Source organism: Formosa haliotis (genome assembly GCF_001685485.1).
Classification (GTDB): Bacteria; Bacteroidota; Bacteroidia; order Flavobacteriales; family Flavobacteriaceae; genus Formosa; species Formosa haliotis.
Map to the genome: position 1 here is coordinate 952,297 of NZ_BDEL01000001.1, position 22,545 is coordinate 974,841.

Annotated in this window: 16 protein-coding genes, 1 tRNA gene and 1 other RNA gene; 7 read left to right on the forward strand and 11 right to left on the reverse strand. The window is 34.3% G+C overall.

Features of this window, described 5'->3' with window-relative positions; genetic code table 11:
- Nucleotides 1-80: 80 nt before the first annotated feature.
- The 5 genes from A9D35_RS03995 to A9D35_RS04015 all read right to left on the reverse strand — a co-directional run bounded on the left by A9D35_RS03995 (nt 81) and on the right by A9D35_RS04015 (nt 7,490).
- A complete protein-coding gene (locus tag A9D35_RS03995; RefSeq protein ID WP_066219349.1) occupies nt 81-3,560 on the reverse strand; it encodes a PPi-type phosphoenolpyruvate carboxykinase family protein in 3,480 nt (1,159 codons plus the stop codon).
- Nucleotides 3,561-4,144: 584 nt separating this feature from the next.
- A tRNA-Arg gene (locus A9D35_RS04000) sits at nt 4,145-4,218 on the reverse strand.
- A 280-nt stretch (nt 4,219-4,498) separates the two neighbouring features.
- Complete coding sequence (locus A9D35_RS04005; protein WP_066219352.1) at nt 4,499-5,167, reverse strand: bifunctional 4-hydroxy-2-oxoglutarate aldolase/2-dehydro-3-deoxy-phosphogluconate aldolase; 669 nt, start codon at nt 5,165-5,167, stop codon at nt 4,499-4,501.
- A gap of 18 nt (nt 5,168-5,185) precedes the next feature.
- On the reverse strand, nt 5,186-6,403 hold the full coding sequence (locus tag A9D35_RS04010) for a 6-phosphofructokinase (protein ID WP_066219354.1): 1,218 nt from the start codon (nt 6,401-6,403) through the stop codon (nt 5,186-5,188).
- Nucleotides 6,404-6,443: 40 nt separating this feature from the next.
- The gene (locus A9D35_RS04015; protein WP_066219359.1) at nt 6,444-7,490 is read right to left on the reverse strand and encodes a sugar kinase; all 1,047 of its coding nucleotides are present in this window, start codon (nt 7,488-7,490) and stop codon (nt 6,444-6,446) included.
- 227 nt (nt 7,491-7,717) lie between these two features.
- Here A9D35_RS04015 and A9D35_RS04020 point away from each other — a divergent pair, with 227 nt between their 5' ends.
- A complete protein-coding gene (locus A9D35_RS04020; RefSeq protein ID WP_066219365.1) occupies nt 7,718-8,764 on the forward strand; it encodes a LacI family DNA-binding transcriptional regulator in 1,047 nt (348 codons plus the stop codon).
- Between the two features lie 254 nt (nt 8,765-9,018).
- On the opposite strand, the gene A9D35_RS04025 is transcribed toward A9D35_RS04020, so the two are convergent.
- Both A9D35_RS04025 and A9D35_RS04030 read right to left on the reverse strand, forming a co-directional pair.
- Nucleotides 9,019-10,425 (reverse strand): di-heme oxidoreductase family protein, encoded by a 1,407-nt coding sequence (locus A9D35_RS04025; RefSeq protein ID WP_066219367.1) that lies wholly within the window; start codon nt 10,423-10,425, stop codon nt 9,019-9,021.
- A 78-nt stretch (nt 10,426-10,503) separates the two neighbouring features.
- Complete coding sequence (locus A9D35_RS04030; RefSeq protein ID WP_066219370.1) at nt 10,504-11,685, reverse strand: imelysin family protein; 1,182 nt, start codon at nt 11,683-11,685, stop codon at nt 10,504-10,506.
- A 171-nt stretch (nt 11,686-11,856) separates the two neighbouring features.
- Here A9D35_RS04030 and A9D35_RS04035 point away from each other — a divergent pair, with 171 nt between their 5' ends.
- The 3 genes from A9D35_RS04035 to A9D35_RS04045 are packed head-to-tail and all read left to right on the forward strand — an operon-like array spanning nt 11,857 to nt 16,771.
- Nucleotides 11,857-12,972 (forward strand): imelysin family protein, encoded by a 1,116-nt coding sequence (locus tag A9D35_RS04035; protein WP_066219372.1) that lies wholly within the window; start codon nt 11,857-11,859, stop codon nt 12,970-12,972.
- Nucleotides 12,973-12,978: 6 nt separating this feature from the next.
- Nucleotides 12,979-14,361, forward strand: a complete 1,383-nt coding sequence (locus A9D35_RS04040; protein WP_066219374.1) for an HTTM domain-containing protein — start codon at nt 12,979-12,981, stop codon at nt 14,359-14,361.
- Nucleotides 14,300-16,771, forward strand: coding sequence for a TonB-dependent receptor domain-containing protein (locus A9D35_RS04045; protein WP_066219376.1), 2,472 nt, complete (start codon nt 14,300-14,302; stop codon nt 16,769-16,771). The genes A9D35_RS04040 and A9D35_RS04045 overlap by 62 nt, the downstream gene beginning before the upstream one ends.
- Before the next feature lie 161 nt (nt 16,772-16,932).
- Here A9D35_RS04045 and fsa read toward each other — a convergent pair whose 3' ends face one another.
- From fsa to ffs, 3 genes are all read right to left on the reverse strand, one after another.
- On the reverse strand, nt 16,933-17,586 hold the full coding sequence (gene fsa, locus A9D35_RS04050; RefSeq protein ID WP_066219381.1) for a fructose-6-phosphate aldolase: 654 nt from the start codon (nt 17,584-17,586) through the stop codon (nt 16,933-16,935).
- Nucleotides 17,587-17,695: 109 nt separating this feature from the next.
- Complete coding sequence (locus A9D35_RS04055) at nt 17,696-18,499, reverse strand: SDR family oxidoreductase (protein WP_066219383.1); 804 nt, start codon at nt 18,497-18,499, stop codon at nt 17,696-17,698.
- Between the two features lie 83 nt (nt 18,500-18,582).
- Nucleotides 18,583-18,681: signal recognition particle sRNA small type (gene ffs, locus A9D35_RS04060), an RNA gene on the reverse strand.
- Nucleotides 18,682-18,768: 87 nt separating this feature from the next.
- Between ffs and A9D35_RS04065 the strand changes: the two genes are divergently transcribed.
- The 3 genes from A9D35_RS04065 to A9D35_RS04075 all read left to right on the forward strand — a co-directional run bounded on the left by A9D35_RS04065 (nt 18,769) and on the right by A9D35_RS04075 (nt 21,861).
- Nucleotides 18,769-19,806 carry a glutaminyl-peptide cyclotransferase gene (locus tag A9D35_RS04065; protein WP_066219386.1) on the forward strand — a complete coding sequence of 346 codons (1,038 nt, stop codon included), beginning with the start codon at nt 18,769-18,771 and terminating at the stop codon, nt 19,804-19,806.
- 3 nt (nt 19,807-19,809) lie between these two features.
- The gene (locus A9D35_RS04070; RefSeq protein ID WP_066219390.1) at nt 19,810-20,199 is read left to right on the forward strand and encodes an acyl-CoA thioesterase; all 390 of its coding nucleotides are present in this window, start codon (nt 19,810-19,812) and stop codon (nt 20,197-20,199) included.
- Between the two features lie 105 nt (nt 20,200-20,304).
- Nucleotides 20,305-21,861, forward strand: a complete 1,557-nt coding sequence (locus A9D35_RS04075) for a hypothetical protein (RefSeq protein WP_066219393.1) — start codon at nt 20,305-20,307, stop codon at nt 21,859-21,861.
- A 53-nt stretch (nt 21,862-21,914) separates the two neighbouring features.
- Here A9D35_RS04075 and A9D35_RS04080 read toward each other — a convergent pair whose 3' ends face one another.
- Nucleotides 21,915-22,457, reverse strand: coding sequence for a DUF2867 domain-containing protein (locus A9D35_RS04080; RefSeq protein WP_066219396.1), 543 nt, complete (start codon nt 22,455-22,457; stop codon nt 21,915-21,917).
- Nucleotides 22,458-22,545 lie beyond the last annotated feature (88 nt).

Below are 22,545 nucleotides of genomic sequence, written 5' to 3' on the forward strand. Positions count from 1 at the left end.
TGAAACGAGTTCAGGTTGACGAAAACTCAACTTTTTAAACAGCCCCTTTTATAGCTCTGTACTAAAATAAGTATTCAGAATTATTTGCGGTATAACGGATCTGCTCCGATAGTTCCTTCTAATCCTTTTAAATACTCATCTGTATGTGCATCGTTATACAAATCTTTTACTGTTTGTAAACGCTCATGTAATCCCATTTCTTCAACCAATTGTTTGTTTCCTGGGTTAGACATAAATGTTTCTAAATAATTAATTTGTTTTGTATAAAACTTGATGTCTTTTTCTTGTTTAAGTTTCAATCTCTCTTTATACCAATCGCTATTAATTACATAGTCTCTAGTAAAGAATCCTCTTAATTCTGGATCGCTCATTTCTTTACCTTCGTAATGTCCGTAAGCCATCATGTGTAATAGAATTTGTAATGGTGGGATGGCCGCATCAATACTTCCATCTTCAAAATATCTAAGTGCAACTTTTTGTTGTGCTTCAACGATATTGTTAATTCCGTCTACGTAGTCTTCCATACCTTGTAATTCTGGCTTCAACATTTTTTCGTTAAATACAGCATTAGGTTCGTCGAAAATACGGTTTAAACATCTTAAAGAGAATTGTTTAGTAATACGATATCCTAATCTACTGGCTAGAATCTTTTTACCATTATATTCAAAATCTTCAAGTTTTTCTAAAGCCCCATCATTAATTAAGAAATTAGGATCTCTATCTTGTGGTTCTAAACGTGCCCAGATTTCAGGAATTAAAATACTAATATCGTGATCTACTTTATTTTCTCCTCCTACATAACCAGCTGCCGTACTAAATGCATTAGATTCTGTTAAGATATGAGATAGTAAAGCATTATTTAAATCGGTAGTAGGCGTTAACATATTGAAAGGTCCTTTTGTTAAGGCTCCTTCTGAACCAGCTCCTGTTGTAGATGGCGACTTACCTGTTAAGCTACAAATAAAGTCCATAAACAATTCTGGAGTTTCCTGATAATGGATTGGGTTATACACGGCAAGAGCACGAATTCCCGCTTTAGTATCTGCTGGGTTATTACGTCTTCCTGGTAATACTGCATTTACAACATCAATAACAGGATCTTGAGATTCTACTTTTCTAAATAAACGTGTACCTACTTCTGCTAAATAGCTATCTTCAGTTTCATTTTTAAAGATATTTCGCTCTAAATAACGAGGGTTTTTTGTTGGCTCACCACTCACAATTCTTGTATGAGATGGTAATACAAAATACTCCTCATCTTTTTTACTGTTTACAACACTTTCAATTAAATCTTTAACGGGTTGCGTGTATTTATCGAAGTTGATAGTATCTTCATAAATTTCGATAGCATCCTGCTTAGTTAACAATTCGTAGTTAGTTAAGAATACATTATCTCCTACGATATCGCGTTCTGCACCTTTATCGTAACCACGAATAATTGCTTCATCTGGTCTTTGGAATAAATGTGCTTCACAATTTGTTACCACTTTTAAACTCTTATTGGTGTATTCTGGGTTTAAGTTTTTAAAATCTTTACGTGGTAATGTTATAGACGCTGAAATATCGTCTTCTTTCTGAATTTTTAAACTTGCAGAAAAATCTGAACGTAATTTATTTAGTAACCAATTTCCGTCTTGGTTAAAACCTATACGCACATAACTACCTACAACAGGATTATTAAAATACTTAAGACCAGTACCTTTTTGTCCGTTAATAATATCTACAGATACACAATCTTTCCAGTTTAAAGCACCGTGATCTTGACGATATAAACGCTTAATAAACAACACTAAAGATCTGATATGCACAGGAATATTAGTAACAAATTCGTTATATTCATCTGAAAACACATCTAAAGGTTGTAATAATCTTACTGCAGAACCTAATGTTCTTTTAGAACTTAAAAATGGTTCTGAAGGTGGTAACGTTGGATCGAAATTTCTCCATCTTTTAGAGTAATCGTATTCTATAATTTCATCTGCTTTCTTGAAATCTTCATCGATATCTATAATATTAAAAGCACTATAAGTAATAGCATTTTTCATTGATTTAGAAATCTCAGATTTTCCTCCACCAGATACCGTACATGGTTTATGGCAGAATACACCTTCTGGAGCAGTATTCACAATACGCCATAGGGCAATTGTATCGTGTTTTTCTAATTTAAACTTATTACCCGTTGGGTGTACATAGGTTTTTGTTGGATTTAAAACAATTCGTTGATCTTTACCGTTGTATGTCCAAGTAATATCGTTTGTATTGGTGTTGATATAAGCATTTTCTGGTAAGTAAACAATATTTGGATATTTCTTATCTACCGCATAGTATTCCGCTTTCACTTCTATTCTATCGCCTAAATATTTTTTAACATCCTCGAACGTGTACTTATTATTGAATTTTTTAGAGAATCCTTTTCCATCAACAATATCACCCATCACACCTCTTGGGTAAGCAACCGCTCCTCCAGAATGCTCCTCTTCTACTAATCCGAATAGGTTAGCAGAATAACTAATTTGAGTTTTAATTTCTTTCTTAGAATATCCGAAATAGTTATCGGCAATAAGCGTAACAACTACCCCTCTATCATCTCTACATGTTAATTTAAATGCACCACCATCGTTATAAAGTTCATTCTCATCTTTCCAGCACATGCCATCATTTCTTTGGCGCTCGGTAGCATCATCGTAATGTGGTAAACCAACATCTTTCTTCTTTAAAGTTTTTAATTGCGGAGCAAGAATAATACATCCTGTATGCCCTGTCCAATGTTCTGTATCTAAAGCCGCATCATTTTGAACTAACGACGGATCGCCTGCATTTCCAAAAATTGCTTCTACGAAATCTAAGTTACTTACTAAAGACCCTGGAGCGAAAAAACGAACTTCAAGACTCTTTTCTGTAATGACACCTTTAACTTCTGGACATACCACTGGTCTTAATAACATAGACACCATTAATTTGGCTCCATTTTCTTGTTTCGATGTAAAAGGCAATGTTTTTAACTCCTCTGAAGGATTAAAAGCAGCCTTTAAAAAATGAGCAAAAGTAACTTTAGGCACTTCAAACTTATCTAAAGGCACAGGTAAACTTCCTTCTACAATATGAAATGTTCCTTTAGTGGTACGTTTGTCGTGAATTGGATTATTTAAAACCCCTTGCTTCACTCTATACGAAGTGATATCTTCACTTACAAACTTGTCTGCGTTTGGCGGTAAACTTACTTCACGAGCATGTCCGGCCTGATTTAAAACTAAAGTGTCATTCGGAATAGCTAAATCATCATCAAAAGGAACATCCTTTAAATAGTCGTTAATAAAAGATTGAATTCGATTATCGACAGGAGATAAATGATGTGATAATAATCTAGATTTTTCTTTAAAACTCTTGATCAATCCGTTTGTTAATTGCTGAAATTTAGGATTACTAAATTCTACTTCAGCATTTTCATCATCTTGATAGATAGGTTGTCCTAAAGCAGCTAATTGAAGATTAATATACTGAATCGTATCTTTTCTACTTTGCTTTACAGAACTTTTACTCGTTTTCTTTTCTTTACTCATTTTATATGAAAATTTAAATCGATAATACGTTAATAACTATAATAACACACCACAAAACATCCTTAGCAAATGCTTTTTTTTACGTCCAAAATTTAGAACTTTAGAAGCATTCGATTACTGAATTTGTTTTTAAATACAACACTAATTTTTGGTATGAATTTTTCAGGATTCGATTACTATTTTTTTATGCAACTGCACAAAAAAATATTTTATTTTTTCCCATGTAAATTTAGTTAATACTTAAGAAAAAAACTAATAATTTTCACTAATATATCCACGTAAACCTACTAAAAACAAGAGACTTAACTAAATTATAATCATTCTAAATAACAATTATCAAATCTCAAAATCTTTCAATCGTTTGCGTATAATTGATTAAAAAACAACCTTTATTAAACAAAAATTTAACATGATTTTAAGTTCGATTTAGTAGTAAAATTTTGAATATAAAACGTGTAAAATAACTAGCTTTTTTAGATGGAATATTAGAAGCCTTTTGGAGTATTTGGTTTTAAGAAAAAACAATGAAAAAGTTAAACGTAGATAAAACAAAAAAAGCTCCTGATTTCTCAGAAGCTTTTTTGTGATGGCAGAAGGATTCGAACCTTCGACCGCCTGCTTAGAAGGCAGGTGCTCTATCCAACTGAGCTATGCCACCATTCAAGAACACGATGTGTTCTGATTTTGCTTTTTTGAAACATTTTTAATTTCTCAAAAGCTGTGCAAATATAAGTAGGATTACGAAACTACACAAAATAAAAAGCGATTAATTTTAAAATAATTTTCACGCCAAACTTATCCATTTTAATTGCTAAAAAAATTTGAAGTTTAGCTCCTTAATTACGAGGTAGATCCGGGAAACTCACGAGTGTTTTCAACAAAAAAAAAGGACAATCTTTTTACAGATTGTCCTTTTCTAGTTATATGTTGAAAATTAATTATTTTCTAACTTTCTTTACAATAGCCATAGCATTTTTTACATCCTGCTCTAACTTTGCATAATCTTTATTTGCGATTATGTCTTTAGAAATTAATTGAGATCCCATACCAACACAAGTAACACCAGCATCAAACCATCCTTTTAAGTTTTCTTCTGTTGGAGAAACACCACCTGTAGGCATAACGCTTGTCCAAGGTTGTGGGCCTTTAATTCCTTTTACAAATTGAGGTCCGTAAATATCACCAGGGAATAATTTTACGATTTCGCATCCTAATTCTTCTGCTCTAGTAATTTCTGTTAAGGTACCACATCCTGGAGACCATAATACTTTTTTACGGTTACAAGCAATTGCAATATCTTCTCTTAACACTGGAGTTACAATAAAATTAGCTCCTAAAGCCATATATAAAGATGCTGCAGCTCCGTCTGTAACAGACCCTACACCCATAATCATACCTGGTAATTCTTTAACGGCATATTTAGTTAACTCACCAAAAACTTCGTGAGCGAAATCACCACGTGCAGTGAATTCCATTAATCTTGCTCCACCATCGTAACAAGCTTTTAATACTTTTTTACTTAACTCAATATCGCTATGAAAAAATAAAGGAATCATTCCTGTGTCTTTCATTGCCTGAGCAACTTCTAATCTTGAAAATTGTGCCATGTTATTATTTTTAAATTTTTAATTCCAGTTTAAGATCTTTTTGAAATCGTATGCTTCTGGATTTGGTAAATATTTTTTTGCTTTTTCGTAATCTTTCTCCTGAATATAGAACAAATTATTAATAAAAAGCTGCGCCATATCTGAATTGATATCGACTAATCTTGGTGGAATTTTTCCGCTTTCATCTTCAAAATCCTTTAAAAATAAAGGCGTAATATCACCATTAGAATTTGCACTAACTATACAACCCGAAAATCCTTGATCGTATAATTTTTTAACCCCGATTCCTAATAAAGAACAAAGTGTTAAATCGAATGCTATAGGGTTACAACATCTTAATTCGTAACCTAATTCTACAGGTCTTGTTTTTACTTTTAATCCAATCTCTTTTAATTTTAATTGTAGTAAATAATTAAAAATATGAGATTTACTTACATTTCCTAATTCAGGATGACCATGATCGTCGTAAGTGAAATTAATTCCGGAATTTATTATTTCCGATTCATCCATAAAATGAAAAACGCCTTCACTTACCATAGCTACTCCATACTCAACACCTTTAATTTTACATTTAACGATAGAAGACACTATCATATTGATAAGCTTATCGAATGTAATTTTAGTTTTGTTAAACATTTCAGGAATAATCATCATTTGAAAATGACATGCTGAAGCAATTCCGAATGCTAAATGACCTGCAGATCGTCCCATTGCAGATACCACGAACCAATTTTCGCTAGTACGGGCATCTTCATACACTGTATTACCAATTCTAACACCTTCGTCTTTAGCTGTATGAAAGCCAAAAGTTGGATTTCTATCTGGTAAAGGTAAATCGTTATCTATAGTTTTAGGAACGTGTACATGAGCTACATCTAGCTCCTGCGATTGAAGAAATTTGGTTAATCTATTGGCGGTCGATGCTGTATCGTCTCCGCCAATAGTTACCAATAATTTTACATTATTATCTTTGAAAAAATCTGATTTAAAATCACTGTCTTTTGGTTTAAATCTACTCATTATTAAAGTAGAACCTCCACGACTAAAAATACGATCGGCATGATGAAAGTCAAATACTTTAACTTCCGGTTTGTCTGAAAGCAATCCTTGATATCCGTGATGTACGCCTATTACCTTGTAGCCATCTTTCATAAATGTTTTAGCTACTGTACTAATTACTGTATTAATACCTGGTGCAGGACCGCCACCACAAATAATTGCAATTGATTTTTTCATGTACTAATCGTGCTTTTTATAATTTTAAAATTTGAATTTATTATCTAGCAACACGACCTGAAGCGTCTCCGCCCATAAGTTTGTTTACTTCGTCTACTGTTACTAAATTAGCATCTCCTTTAATAGTGTGTTTTAAACAAGAAGCTGCAACAGCGAAATCTAATGCATTTTGATCGTTATCTGGGTACGTTAATAAACCGTAGATTAAACCTCCCATGAAAGAATCTCCACCACCTACTCTATCTACGATATCTGTAATTTGGTATTGACGAGTTTCGAACATTTTAGTACCATCGTATAAAACTCCAGCCCAAGTGTTATGAGATGCAGAAATAGAACCTCTTAATGTAGTAATAACTTTTTTAGCTTTAGGGAATTTTTCCATCATTTGCTTACAAACAGATAAGAACGCTTCAGCTTTTACATCATGACCTTGAGTTTGTACAGTAATACCTTCTGGCTTAATACCAAAGTGCATTTCAGCATCTTCTTCGTTTCCTAAAACAACATCACAGTAAGATGTTAATTCAGTCATGATTTCTTCTCTTTTCGCTGCATCACAGAATTGCCATAATTTAGCTCTATAATTTAAATCTGTAGAAATAGTAATTCCTTTTGCACTAGCAGCTTTAACAGCTTCTAAACAAACGTCTGCAGAACTTTGAGAAATCGCTGGCGTAATACCTGTCCAGTGGAACCACTCAACACCTTCGAAAACAGAATCCCAATCAATCATTCCTGATTGAATTGTAGACATTGAAGAGTATGCTCTATCGTAAACCACTTTACTACCTCTAGATACTGCCCCTGTTTCTAAGAAATAGATTCCTAAACGATCTCCACCCCAAACAATTTTATCAACACCAACGCCTCTTTTGCGCATTTCCATCATGGCACATTCTCCAATATCATTCTTTGGTAAACGTGTTACAAAATCACAAGAAATACCATAATTAGCTAATGATACTGCTACGTTAGATTCACCACCACCATAAACAACATCAAAATTGTTAGCTTGAGAAAATCTTAAAAATCCCTGTGGAGCTAATCTTAACATGATTTCTCCAAACGTTACTACTTTACTCATTTTTTTATTTATTAATTAAGTTTATTTTCTATAAAGAATACTTCTATTCTCCTACTGTTTTTCAATGACAAAATTATAACATTTTAGTCATTAGGACAAACGTTTGAACAAATTTTTAATCTTTTAACCTGTAATACTTTAAAAATATTTAATTTAAAATTTTTATCAGAAAAATATTAAAAAAAGAATACCTTTGTACAAACGATTGAACAAAATTACATAAAATTTTGAAAAACAAAAAAAAAACAACCATAAAAGATATTGCTAATGTGTTAAACATTACGCCTTCGGCTGTTTCTAGAGCGCTACATAACCATCCTAGAATCAGCGACAAAACTAAAGCTGCCGTAAAAAAAGTGGCCGAAGAGTTGGAATATCAGCCTAACCATTTGGCTTCTGCCCTTAGAAGTGGTAAAAGCAAATTGGTTGGTATTATTGTCGCTAAAACGAACAGTTACTTTTTTTCTTCGGTTGTTGAAAACATAGAAAATGAATTAAATAAAAAAGGATATAACCTAATTATTACCCAATCGAATGAGTCTTACGAAAAAGAATGTAGAAATATCGATACACTTTTAAAAACCCAAGTAGATGGTATTATTGCGTCTTTAGCTAACGAAACGGTAGACTTTGATTATTACGAGAAAATTAAGGCCAAAGGTATTCCCTTAATTTTATTCGATCGTGGAGAAAATAATATAGGTGTAGATTATATAGGTATAGACGATTACCAAAGTAGTCATATTGTTGTAAATCATTTAGTAGAACAAGGTTGCAAACGCATTGCGCATATTGCTGGATATAGCCATACCCGTATTTATAAAAACAGAATTAGAGGATATAAAGACGCTTTAAAGGAACATAAACTTCCGGAAGATGACCATTTGTTATTAGAAAGTGGATTAACCATAGAGGACGGAAGAGCAAAAATGGCAGAACTTTTAGAACTTTCTGAATTACCAGACGCCGTTTATGCTGCTGGAGATTATGCCGCCTTGGGTGCCTTACAAGTGTTACAAGAAAACCATATTAAAGTACCAGAACAAATAGCACTTGTGGGCTTTAGTAACGAACCTTTTACCTCTTTAGTGACGCCGTCTATTACCTCCATTTACCAACATAATAAACATATTGGAAAACTTGTTGCTAAACAGTTTTTACTACGTGTTAAAGACAAACATTACAAACCGGAACTCCATAAAATTATCTTAGAACCCGAACTAATTATTCGTGATTCATCAAGAAAAATAAAAGAGGAGGTTGAAAAGGAGTAATAAAACCATGTATTTATTTGAAAATGTATCGATTTGAAGATTTGAAAATGATTAAAACTTTTACTGTCCTTAATTAACAAAAAGCTTTTAAAACTAACTGTTTTCAGAGCTATTTAGTAATCCATATAATGATAGTTTCAAGCTAACCATGTCCTTATTGTAGTTCTTTTTGAACTACATTCTTTTTCATAAAAAAACTCCCAACAAATCAATTAGAATTGAAATATTAGGAGTTAAAATATATGTTTAATTGTTTATAACGAATTTATAAAAGCCAGTACATCTTCTCGGTCTTGAGTAGATAATTGTTTAAATTTTTCTTTTGCAACTTCGGCTTCCCCACCATGCCATAGAATAGCTTCGGTTACATTTCGTGCCCGACCATCATGTAACAAATTAGTATGTTTATTTACAGTATTTATTAAACCTATTCCCCATAAAGGCGGTGTACGCCATTCGCTGCCTGATGCTTGAAAATCGGGAGCATTATCGGCTAAACCATCCCCCATGTCATGCAACAATAAATCGGTGTAAGGTCTAATGGTTTGATTTCTAAATCCGGCAATATAATAATCATTGCCTGTTTCCATTTTAGGAATGTGGCAACTAGTACAAGCCATATCATTAAAAATAGCTTTACCGTTTAATACATTCTGATCGTCGAAATCACGTCGAATAGGCACCGATAGAGATTGAGAATACAAAACGACTCTATCAAAATTGTCATTCGTAATTTCTGGAGACCCTCCATTCGGGATATTATCGCAGTCTACATTTGGTGGACAGTTTTCATTTGGAAATAAATACGATGTAATCCCCATATCACCCAAAAAAGCAGCACCAACTTGTTGTTTTATACTCGGCTGATTGGCTTTCCATCCAAAACGTCCCATTTTTTGTGATTGGCTTTCCTCATCGTACACGTAATTTGGTCTTCCAGAAATGCCGTCTGCATCGGTATCAAATTCGTCTGCAAAAGCAAGGATTGTAGCCTCTGGAACCGCTTCTAGCATCCCCAGTCCAACCATTTGCCCAGCAATTCGCGGCGAGACTAAAACCCCTGGAACTAAAGATCCATATCCCAAATTTTCAATGGTATATATAGGTTTTTGCAAGGTAACGGTAGTACCGTCGGCTAAAGTTTCTGTACTAGTTTCGTATGTTATTCTATAAGTTCCTTTTTTGTCTACCCCCAAAATAGAAGCATCTTGTAATTGGTTACCATACACAGGATCTACATGCGCTGCGCCGTTGTCTTGTGTTCCCGGTAAACTTAAACGCAATAACAAGCCTTCTCCAAATTCACCATCGAAAGCAGGTGGTCTGCCTCGGCCATCTTTAAAATGACAAGACGAACATGTTACAGCATTAAAAAAAGGACCTAGCCCATCTCGTGCCGTTGTAGATGCCGGTGCTGAAACCCAACTCTGCCTAAAAAAAGAATTCCCTACTCCAAAATCTACTTGTTCTCTTGCCGTTAAAGCTTGACTTGCAAACCCGAATGCTTCTTCTGATGCATTTACGACAGTGGATACACCCCCACCGTATTGCTCACCATCTTCTGCAACCAGGACAACATAATCATTTTCGTTAGAATTACATGCCGTTAAGACTAATAATCCTAGTAAAAAAATAATCCCGTTTTTACCTTTAATATTCATGATACCATTTTAAACATCAAAAAAGTGCCACTAAAAATGCAGCACTTTTTTTTCACTAATATATAATTCACTTAAAAATTATCCATTCACTGTAATTCCTATTGCAGAAGCACCTGCTAATAAAAATTTACCAAGATCTTGTAATTCATCAATCGCATCTTGAACTTTAGCGCCTTCAGCAGAATCTTCACCTCCCATAATAGCATAATCAAAAGGAATATACATTTCAGACACTTTTTCTACCGCCTCATCTATAGAATCTGCAGTATCGTTATAAGTTTCTTCATTAGCCTCTTTAACTAAACTTGCTAAAGATGGTCCAGAAATCGTTCCATATTTACCTTCGTAAACATTAATAATCCCTTGAAGATTTAGAGCGATATCTCTATGTGTATTATCGCTAAAACAAGAATGCTCGTCCTCTTGATCGGCATTAATTAAAGCAACAGACATACGTTCTACAGGTAACTCAGCAGAAACCAAAGTAGTAATTCCTAAGTATATATTTTTAAGGGCTTCATCTTCATCTAAATTTAAAAATGTAGCTCTATACTCTCCACTTGGTGCCCAAAGATCTACTAAATACGTCAGGTTATCAATAATTAAATCGGCGCAAATATCAAGATAAGCACGACGTCTGTCTTGGTTTAAAGCTGTACCTCCGTCAACAAAATCGGTATAAGGTCTTTGCCCTGGTAATAAGGCATCTGGCGAAGTTAAATCTTGTCCCCAAAGTAAAAACTCAATCGCGTGATAGCCTACACTAATATTTTTTTCTCCTCCGTTTTCATTTAGACCTTCTAAAACCTCTTTTGTAATTTCTGGATAATCATCAAGACTATTTACAATTCCTCCGTTAACAACAGTACCACCATTATCTACGTAATCGATAAAATTTTCATCTAATGGCCATGCATTTAATAAGCCTTCTGGACCATTTTCATCATCGATTGGACCGTTGGCAAAACGAAAAGCTTCGGTAGTACCATAGCTTTCTCTAGACACTAACCAAGCTGTTTTAGATAGTTCGAATCGCTCTTCTGATGGATTTTCTGTAAATGCATTTATAGCCGTTTTTAAGGCCACGGCATCTTCTAAAGCATCTTGATAATTAGCATATACTATATCTGCGTAATTTTCTACAACTTCGGTTTTAGCTGTATCGTCTGTTGTAGTTCCTGAATCATCATCGTTATTACATGCTACTAAAAAAAGTGCAAGTAAAGCAAATGCTGAACCGGTAAGAATTGTTTTTTTCATATTAATTTTAGTTTATTTAGACTGATTAAAAACAATGCAAATGTAATAACTTTGAAAACCTATCCAAAAAAAACACTAATTATTTATGACAAATATCATAAAAACAGAAATTATTTAGAATAAATAAACATAATAGGATTGAGTTTTATACTTTTGAAAAAATTTTTTTCCATGAAGCATTCACTTTTCTTAATAGCAATTGTTCTGGTATGTTTTGGTTGTTCGTCTGATAACGGCAATAGCAAAGAGCAAAATACTGCCGATTATGATACCCAAGCCATGTTAACGAGTTGGGCCGATAACCTTATTATACCAGCGTTTTCAGATTATCAAGAAAAAACAGAGGCTCTAAACACAGAAGCTTCAGCATTTGTAGCAAATCCAACGCAAACAACTCTTAGTGAATTAAGAAATGCTTGGTTAGCGGCTTACAAAACGTATCAGCATGTTGGTATTTACGATTTAGGAAAAGCAACAGAACTTCACCTTTTAGAAACAGCTAACATCTACCCTACCAATGCCACAACCATTGATGCAAATATTGCTTCTGGCGATTACAACTTGGGTGCACAGACACAATTTGCGAGTCAAGGTTTTCCTGCTCTAGATTATTTATTATATGGTTTAGCTTCTACAGACGAAGATATACTAGCCTTTTACACCACGCACAACAACGCTGCAAACTATAAAGTATATATTACTGATTTAACCTCTAAATTGAACAGCATTGCCGAAGCCATTGTAGCAGATTGGGAGGGAACGTATCGCGATTCTTTTATTAGCAACTCGAATGCGGTAACAGGATCTGTAAATCAGACGGCCAATAACTTTGTTAAAAATTTAGAAAAAGATGTAAGGGCTCCTAAAGTAGGTATACCTGCAGGAGTATTTAGCGACGGTACTCTATTTACAGATAAAGTTGAAGCTTTTTATAAAAACGATATTAGTAAGGACTTATTAATTGAAGCTATCACAGCTTCACGCGACTTTTTTCAAGGAAAAACTTACGGAACTAACACCTCTGGACCAGGCTTAAAAGCATTTTTAGATGCTGTTGATGCGGAAGCCAGTGGGACAAGTTTAAGCAGTATTATAGTAGATCAATATGCTGAAATTCTAACGACTACTTCTGCTTTAGACAATAGTTTTAGCGAGCAAATTACTACCGATAATAGTAAAATGTTAGATACTTACGACGCCATTCAACAAAATGTAGTGTACTTAAAAGTAGATATGATTAGCGCACTTGGCCTAACTATAGATTATGTAGATGGTGATGGCGATTAATTAACCATGAACCATAAAATACAAGCATATCTCAATACCTATACAGATGCTGCCCCTCTAGCCTTTTACAGATTGGCATTCGGACTCATGATGTTTTTTAGCATCCTGCGGTTTGCATATAACGGTTGGATTAGCAAGTTTTATATAGACCCCATTTTTCACTTTACATATTACGGTTTTGGTTGGGTTAAACCTATTGGCGTATACACCTATTTATTGTTTATTATTTGTGGTATATCGGCCCTCATGGTAGCCTTTGGTTATAAGTATCGTTTAGGGATTTTACTGTTTTTCTTGAGTTTCACTTACATCGAACTCATGGATAAAACCACCTATTTAAATCATTATTATTTTATTTCTATAGTGAGTTTTGTGCTACTGTTTTTACCTGCAAATGTGTTGTTTTCTGTAGATGCCAAACAAAATAAAGTCGACCGCAGTCAAGTAGTTCCACGATACACTATAGATATTTTAAAAGTATTATTAGCTATAGTTTACATATATGCTGGTGTTGCCAAACTTAATTCAGATTGGTTGTTTCATGCCATGCCGTTAAAAATTTGGTTACCATCAAAAGCTAGTTTACCTATTATTGGCCACTTGTTAGGTTACGACTGGGTTGCCTATGCTTTTAGTTGGTTTGGTGCCATTTACGATTTGGGCATTGTATTTTTACTCCTTTATAAACCCACACGATTATTTGGATTTATCCTTGTTGTAATATTTCATGTTATGACGCGTATTTTGTTCCCTATCGGAATATTTCCGTTTGTTATGATTATTTCAACACTCTTATTTTTTAGTCCACAATTTCATAGAAAAGCGCTGCAACTTTTTTCAAAAATCTTTAGAATAGATCGCGTAATTTCAGAATCGCCAACTCCTAAAACCGTGGCTTCGCAATCTAACCCAACACGAACTTCGCCTAAATTAGTTCCTATACTGTTAGGTGTATTCCTCATGATACAATTAGTATTTCCATTCCGATATTTACTGTATCCTGGCGAATTATTTTGGACCGAAGAAGGTTACCGCTTTTCCTGGCGCGTCATGCTTATGGAAAAAGCAGGTTATACCGAATTCACAGTTTCCGATAAAGCTACCGGTCAATTTAAAGTTGTAGACAACACAGAATTCTTGACCAAATTTCAGATCAAGCAAATGTCTTTTCAACCCGATTTTATTTTAGAATATGCACACTTCCTTCATGAGTATTATCAGAAGCAAGGCATGACAGATCCTGAAGTAAAAGTAAATTGCCACGTGGCACTAAACGGCAGATTAAGTCAGAAATATATCGATCCTAACGTAAACTTAGCAAAGCAATATGAATCTTTTAAACACAAAACCTGGATACTCCCTTTTAACGATACTATCAAAGGGTTTTAGTTTTATTCTAATACTCTTTAGTTCAACTTTTTTTGCACAAACGTCCTTTCAGGGCCAAGTTCAAAATGAAAATGGCTCTCCTATTTCTGGTGTAGAAGTTATAGAAGTAGCCTCAGGGAAATCGGTGTTAACGAATGCCGAAGGGCACTTCGATATCGCCGTAAACCAGGATAAATTTTCCTTGATGTTTTATAAGGAAGCCTACCCGTTAAAAGAGCAACCATTCACCACAAGCACCAGCAATGTCACTGTGATTTTAGAAGAAATGGTGGTCTTAAATGAGGTTGTCATTCAAAAAAACAGGGAACGTGTTTTTGCTTTAAGGCATTTAAAAGATATTGAAGAAACCGCTATTTATGCTGGTAAAAAAACCGAAATGGTCGACATAAACACCTTGGTAGTAAACAAATCGATTAATACTGCCCGACAAGTTTATGCTCAAGTTGCAGGTATTACGTTTAACGAAAATGCCGATGGCGGATTACAATTAAATATTGGTGGCCGCGGACTAAACCCTAATCGAACTAGTAATTTTAATACGCGCCAAAATGGTTACGATATTAGTGCCGATGTGTTAGGTTACCCAGAAAGTTATTACACCCCACCTACCGAAGGCCTGAAGGAAATTCAAGTGATTCGCGGTGCGGCCTCCTTACAATATGGTACCCAGTTTGGTGGCTTGGTTAATTTTAAAATGCAAGAACCAACTACTAAACCTATCGAATTAATTACCAGAAATACAGTAGGCTCTTACGGTCTTTTTACAAATTTTACGAGTTTAAGCGGCACCAATGGGAAGTTTAGTTATTATACCTTTTTTAATTATAAACAAGGAGATGGTTTTAGACCAAATTCCCAGTTTAACAGTCGTAACTTTTTTGTGAATTTAAATTATCAGTTCAACGAAAAAACCTCCTTACATTTCGATTATACCTTGTTCGATTATTTGGCCAAACAACCTGGTGGACTTACAGATTACATGTTCAATGAAGATATGTTTCAAAGCAACCGCGAGCGTAATTGGTTCGATGTCAATTGGAATTTATTCGCCTTACGTTTTAAACATGAGTTCACAGAACAAGCAAATTTCTCCTTACAATTATTTGGGTTAGATGCTAGTAGAAGTGCTTTAGGCTACTTATCTAATCGCGTGAGTAATGCCGATGTCCCTGGAACCGTTAGAGATTTAATTTTAGGTGATTTTGTAAATTGGGGAGCCGAAGCACGCTTTCTTCAAAAATATAATTTAGGAGGAAAAAGCAGTGCCTTATTGTTAGGTGCAAAGTATTATCAAGCACGAAACACGTCTATTCAAGGTCCAGGAAGTAGTGGTAGCGGACCCGATTTTAATCTGGCAACAGACGAATTTCCCAATTATGCCAACCAGAGTGATTTTACCTACCCTAACAGAAACCTGACTTTCTTTGGTGAAAATATATTCCGATTATCCTCTACATTTACGGTAACTCCAGGATTCCGTTTCGAAAACATCGTAACTCAAGCTGATGGCTATTGGCGAAACATAAATACCGATCAGGCCGGAAATGTAATCTTCGACGAGCTCGTTGATGAAAATGTCGACAAAAAACGAAACTTTCTATTGTTAGGCGTTGGACTAAGTTACAAGCCACTAACTTCGATAGAAGTTTACGGAAACATTTCGCAAAACTACCGCTCGGTAACTTTTAGCGATATCCGTACGGTGAGTCCGAGTTTGGTAATCGATCCTGATATTACAGATGAAAAAGGTTTTACTTCCGATATCGGAATTCGAGGCAAAGTGCGTAATATTCTTAACTACGACACCAGTATTTACGCCTTACTTTATAATGATAAAATTGGTGAATACACCACAAAAAATCCAAATGGCTCGGCTGCAGTAGTACGCTACAGAAGTAATATAGGAACAGCCTTAACCTATGGCTGGGAGGCTTTAGTAGACTGGAGTATTAGTAATACTTTTTTTACCGATAATCACAATTTTTCATGGAATGTATTTTTAAACAATGCCATTACAGGAAGCGACTATTTAAAATCTGATGTAGAACATATTGAAGGTAATAAGGTAGAATTTGTACCGCTATTTAATATAAAAACAGGGACGCGATTGGGTTATAAAAATTTAAAAGTTAGTCTTCAACTCACCTATTTATCGTCTCAATTCAGCGATAGTAATAACACCAAAACCGATGTTAACGAGAATACCTTTGGAATCTACGGTGAAATTCCAGCTTATTATGTTGCCGACTTTTCTGCAGCCTACACCTGGCGTAGATTTACTTTAGAAGCGGGCTTAAATAATTTTACAAACAACTATTATTTTACAAGACGTGCTACAGGTTATCCTGGGCCAGGAATCTTACCTAGCGAACCTATCACCTTTTATACCACGCTACAGATAAAGATTTAAGGGAGATTTAATGAACTGACTTTATATTTTGTAAATGATTCGAAGAGTAGAAAAATTGCCTACAATTCTATTTATTTGAAGTTAAATTAGAAAACTCAAAATCAACAAAAAAATCCCCAACGCAAGCGTTGGGGATTTTAATACTTATTATCTATTAGGAATTAATTTCCTTTTTTATAATCTTCTAAAAATTTTGCTAAACCACTATCTGTTAAAGGGTGCTTTAATAAGCCTTCAATAGCACTTAACGGACCTGTCATAACATCTGCTCCTAATTTAGCACAGTCTATAACATGCATAGTATGACGTACAGAGGCAGCAAGAATTTCAGTTTCGAAATTATAGTTATCGTAAATATGACGAATTTCTGCAATTAGGTTTAACCCATCGGTAGAAATATCATCTAAACGACCAATAAATGGAGACACATAAGTTGCTCCTGCTTTAGCGGCTAACAAAGCTTGACCTGGTGAAAACACCAAAGTTACATTTGTTCTAATTCCTTTATCAGAAAAATATTTACAAGCTTTTACACCATCCTTTATCATTGGTAATTTTACAACAATTTGCTCGTGTAATTCAGCTAATGCTTCACCTTCTCTAATCATCCCTTCAAAATCGGTAGAAATAACTTCAGCACTAACATCTCCTTCAACAATATTACAAATGTCTACGTAATGTTTTAAAATATTATCATGTCCTGTAATACCTTCTTTCGCCATTAAAGATGGGTTTGTAGTCACGCCATCAAGAACTCCTAATTCTTGAGCTTCTTTAATTTGAGCAAGGTTTGCTGTATCAATAAAAAATTTCATTATTTTAAATTTAATTTGTTCAATATTTGGTGCTAATTTACAATAATATGGTATTCTAATCTGTCATTTTAACAAAATAACACCAATTATTTACTTAAACGTTTACGCCCTATAGTTTATAATGATTAATCAATAATTTCTCATACATTTTATCTGGTAAAATGCGTTTTAACACGATGGAAAATTTTTGCATAAACTCCCCTACTTTATAGTGTATTTTTGGGTTTTCGGTTTGTATAACTTTTAAAATAGCCTCGGCCATAATTTTAGGATCTTTACCCGAATCTACATGGCTATCCATTAATTTTAAGGTATTTCCGTATGGCGTTTTATAAGGAGATTCTTGGTTAACGGGCGCATGAAAACGTCCGGCAGCAATATTTGTAGCAAAATCGCCAGGCGCTACATTAGTCATTTTAATATTAAAATCTTTCAGCTCCATTCTGTAAGCTTCGGTCACCAATTCTAATGCTCCTTTACTCGCACTATAAATCCCGCGATACGGTAAACCCATGTATCCTGCAATAGAAGTTACGTTTATTATTAAACCCGATTTTTGTTTTCGCATTTGTGGCAATACGGCTTTGATAACTTCTAAAGGGCCAAAAAAATTGGTATCGAAATGACTTTTCATTTCTTCTAAAGGTATTTCCTCGATTGGTCCCGTTATTCCTACTCCAGCATTATTAATTAGCACATCTAGGCGAGACTCCCGTTCTATGAGAGATTGTACACATAGGGAGATCGTCGCTACGTCCTTAACATCTAATTTTAAAATGGGAAATTTACTTTCTGGATAGCGTTCTGGGGATCGGCTGGTGCCATATACTTTAAATCCGTTTTCGGTTAAAAATTCACCAATAGATTTTCCTATTCCAGAAGAACCTCCTGTAATTAATACAACTTTAGACATAAAATAAGACTGTGTTTAGGATGCCAAAAATACAATTTTAAGATGTAAAGCGAAGAGAATTTTACGAAACTATAAGGCATAAAAAATGGCAAGCTACCTACATCACACCGCTACGACCATTTACCTTTGCTGCGTTCCCGCCCTGGAGGATTCAACAGGAGCTGGTTGTGTAGGACTTGCCGCTGCAAAGATACATTCTTTTTATTTTTTCGCAATGATTTTTTAAACTGATTTTAAATAAATAACTTGCTTAAAATTAATTTTTACAAATGAAAGCAACCAACATATTCATTATCATGTTTTTAACCGCAGCTTTAATTTCTTGCGGTAGTAGCTCTAACGACAAAAAAAGTGACTTTTCTTTAAAAACTAATGCTCCTGGCAACGGAATTTCACTTCATGAGACCCTAAATTTGAGTATAAAAAATCCGAAAAATCTAGAAATCGATTCTATTGCTTACTTTATTAACGACGAAAAAGTTTCAGAAAAAATAGAATTAAATCAACAAAAATTAGGGAAACAACATTTAAAAGCGATTGTTTACACTGCTGGTGAATCGCAAACCGTTACGCAACCCTTACTTATTTTAAACGATAAACACCCTGAAGTTTATACTTTCGAACTATTAAACGCCTTTCCTCACGATATTACTTCGTATACCCAAGGTTTAGAATTTCATAATGGGGTGATGTACGAAAGCACCGGACAATACAAAGAATCTAAACTAAGGAAAGTAGATTTTGAAACTGGCGACGTGATTCAGAATGTAAAATTAGCCGACGAATATTTTGGTGAAGGCTTAACTGTTTTGAATGATAAATTATATCAATTAACCTGGCAAAAGGGTGTCGGATTTGTTTACGATGTGAATACCTTAGAAAAGCAAAGTAGTTTTAAATACAACAATAGTAAAGAAGGTTGGGGCCTATGCAACGATGGCAAGGTATTATACAAAAGTGACGGCACGGAAAAGATTTGGATTTTAGACCCAAACACCTTAGAAGAAAAAGATTATATACAAGTATACACCAATAAAGGTAAAATTGGACGTGTGAATGAATTAGAATGGATCGATGGGAAAATATACGCCAATATTTATCAAAAAGATGGTGTCGCTATAATCAACCCTAGAAACGGTGCTGTAGAAGGTGTTATCGATTTTACTCCGCTTAAAAAGAAAGTGACACAACACCAAGGGCTAGATGTTTTAAATGGTATGGCTTACAACCCGAGTACTAAAACCCTATTTGTTACAGGAAAACGTTGGGACAAATTGTTTGAAGTGACTGTAAAGCCAAAACAATAACCTATGCAAACTTTCCAGCTTAAGGTTACTGTTACACCAGACGATTTAGACGAATTACAGCATGTAAACAACGTTAGGTATGTGCAGTGGATTCAGGATGTGGCCAAAGGTCATTGGCAACATACAGCAACACCAAGCATGCAAGATCTTTATATTTGGGTGGTAATAGAACATCATATTTTTTATAAAGGTGAAGCCGTTTTACACGACAATCTCATCCTTAAAACCTATATTAAAAGAGCTGAAGGTGTAAAATCTATTCGTGTTGTAGAAGTCTATCATGAAGCTACAAACAAGTTACTTTTAAAAGCCGAAACACATTGGTGCCTTATACATAATAAAACCAAACGTCCTACCCGTATTCCCGAAGACGTTAAAGCTATTTTTCAATAATTAAAATTACCAGATTTGTGAAAGAGCGTGGTAATTAATTTCTCGATTATCGCGTAAAAGTTATATTTTTATCAAATATCCCAATTCGGGCATTAGTCTATTATTATGAAGCGTATTTTTTACTTTATTATCTGCTGTCTTTTTTTAACTCTTTGGAGCTCTTGTCGGAAAGATTTTGAGTTTACCCCTAGCAACGGTACCCTAACCTTCTCTAAAGACACCGTGTATTTAGATACTGTTTTTACTAATATTGGTTCTAGTACTTACAATCTTAAAGTCTACAACAACAGTAATGAAGATATACTAATCCCGTCGCTTAAACTTGCTCAAGGCGAAGCTTCATCTTACCGTTTAAATGTAGATGGAATGTCTGGTAAAGTTTTTCAGAATGTAGAAATTTTAGCTAAAGACAGCATGTATGTTTTTATAGAAACAACTATAGATTATAACGATTTTATAAACCCTGAAGGCACATATTTATATACCGATGAAATAGAATTTGTATCTGGAACAAGCTCGCAAAAAGTAGATTTGGTAACTTTAGTTAAAGATGCTGTTTTTATTTATCCGAGTAAAGACGACGAAGGCATCATAGAAACCTTAACATTAGATATAGATGGACAACAGGTTCAAACCGAAATACAAGGGCGTTATTTAAATCCAGATGAATTACACTTTACCAATACAAAACCTTATGTAATTTATGGCTATGCGGCTGTACCTAACTACGAAACCCTAACTATAGATGCCGGATCTCGATTACATTTCCATACTAATTCTGGTTTATTTGTAGGCGAAGGCGCTTCGCTTCAAGTTAATGGAAGCTATAGCCAAGATCGTAAAACCCTAGACAACGAAGTTATATTTGAAGGCGACCGCTTAGAACCTTCCTTTTCCGATATTCCTGGACAATGGGGAACCATCTGGTTATTTCAAAACAGCAGATCAAATCATTTTAATTATGCCACCATTAAAAATGCTACTGTAGGTATTTTAAGCGAAGGCAACCCAAACAGCACCAAACTTACGCTTAATAACACACAAATTTATAACAGTAGTAATTTTGGCGTTTTAGGAAGAAACACCTCTATAACAGCCGAAAATGTAGTCATAAACAACTCTGGACAATCATCGTTCGCAGGTACTTTAGGCGGAACCTATAATGTAACGCATGCCACTATAGCTAATTATTGGACAAATAGCTACAGACAGTATCCAGCATTATTACTTAACAATTATCAACTAGATGAAGATAACACAGCCTTTTTAGCCGATTTAACAGAAGCCAATTTTAACAACTGTATTATTTACGGAAACGATAATCCTGAATTTCTTTTAGATGAATTAGAAGATGAGCAAGTGGTTTTCAATTTTAAATTCACCAATTGTTTGGCGCGGTTTCAGAAAACCTCAAATACAAACTACGAGGGAAAAAACTACGATTTTGAAGATGATACACATTACGAAAACATGATTTTCAATACCGATCCAGAATTTAAAGACACTTCTAGCAATCAATTAATTATTGGAGAAGATTCTCCTGCCAACAATCAAGGAAACATCGAATTTGCAAACCAAGTTCCATTCGATCTGTTAAATAAAAACAGAACGTCGTCTCCAGATTTAGGAGCTTATCAACATACCATTTTCGAAGAAAATTAAGGGCAATTGATTCGTTAAATTATACTTGATATTAGTGTGATTGGGTTATGTTACTAGTTTTGTTTTTCTAATTCTTTAATAATCCCTTTCAACATTATTGGAATAATTAGTTTATGAAACGGATTTACAATTAAAAAGTACAACTTCCCTAGCCTATTATTAAACGCAACTAGAGTTGAAATAATGAATGCTTTAGTTGTAGTGTCTTCGACTTGTAGGTGTAAAAACAACGACACTCTAAAATTTAAATGTTTATCGTCTTCTCCTAAAATAATTTCGTTCTCTGTTTTAGCCAATACTTTAAAAAGACCTAGTTGTGCTCCAACATCACAATTGAAATTTTCTAGTTGTTCTGTTCTATTTTTAATAGGATCAGAAGTTTTTAATCCGAAAATAGAAACTATTTTATTTCGAAGGGCAAATAAATATTCTACCCATTTTGGTCCACTTGAAAAAAAAGCCATCCCCATATCTGTGGCAGTAAACTTGTTTTCTTTATCATGAATAACACCCTGAAAACTGTCTATATGTTTATATTCTTTGTTATAAACATTCAATAAAGACGAACTTGGAAGGTTAGTTCTACTAGTTTTCATACCTTAACTTATGCCACATTTAAATTTATAGACAAACCCATTTTAGTTTTTTAATTTTTAAAAAAACGCCCATTTTTGTCTATAACCT

Coding starts and splice junctions, on each gene's coding strand:
- A9D35_RS03995 (WP_066219349.1), bottom strand. CDS start 3,560: ATGAGTAAAGAAAAGAAAACGAGTAAAAGTTCTGTAAAGCAAAGTAGA.
- A9D35_RS04005 (WP_066219352.1), bottom strand. CDS start 5,167: ATGGCACAATTTTCAAGATTAGAAGTTGCTCAGGCAATGAAAGACACA.
- A9D35_RS04010 (WP_066219354.1), bottom strand. CDS start 6,403: ATGAAAAAATCAATTGCAATTATTTGTGGTGGCGGTCCTGCACCAGGT.
- A9D35_RS04015 (WP_066219359.1), bottom strand. CDS start 7,490: ATGAGTAAAGTAGTAACGTTTGGAGAAATCATGTTAAGATTAGCTCCA.
- A9D35_RS04025 (WP_066219367.1), bottom strand. CDS start 10,425: ATGAATATTAAAGGTAAAAACGGGATTATTTTTTTACTAGGATTATTA.
- A9D35_RS04030 (WP_066219370.1), bottom strand. CDS start 11,685: ATGAAAAAAACAATTCTTACCGGTTCAGCATTTGCTTTACTTGCACTT.
- A9D35_RS04035 (WP_066219372.1), top strand. CDS start 11,857: ATGAAGCATTCACTTTTCTTAATAGCAATTGTTCTGGTATGTTTTGGT.
- A9D35_RS04040 (WP_066219374.1), top strand. CDS start 12,979: ATGAACCATAAAATACAAGCATATCTCAATACCTATACAGATGCTGCC.
- A9D35_RS04045 (WP_066219376.1), top strand. CDS start 14,300: ATGAATCTTTTAAACACAAAACCTGGATACTCCCTTTTAACGATACTA.
- fsa (WP_066219381.1), bottom strand. CDS start 17,586: ATGAAATTTTTTATTGATACAGCAAACCTTGCTCAAATTAAAGAAGCT.
- A9D35_RS04055 (WP_066219383.1), bottom strand. CDS start 18,499: ATGTCTAAAGTTGTATTAATTACAGGAGGTTCTTCTGGAATAGGAAAA.
- A9D35_RS04065 (WP_066219386.1), top strand. CDS start 18,769: ATGAAAGCAACCAACATATTCATTATCATGTTTTTAACCGCAGCTTTA.
- A9D35_RS04070 (WP_066219390.1), top strand. CDS start 19,810: ATGCAAACTTTCCAGCTTAAGGTTACTGTTACACCAGACGATTTAGAC.
- A9D35_RS04075 (WP_066219393.1), top strand. CDS start 20,305: ATGAAGCGTATTTTTTACTTTATTATCTGCTGTCTTTTTTTAACTCTT.
- A9D35_RS04080 (WP_066219396.1), bottom strand. CDS start 22,457: ATGAAAACTAGTAGAACTAACCTTCCAAGTTCGTCTTTATTGAATGTT.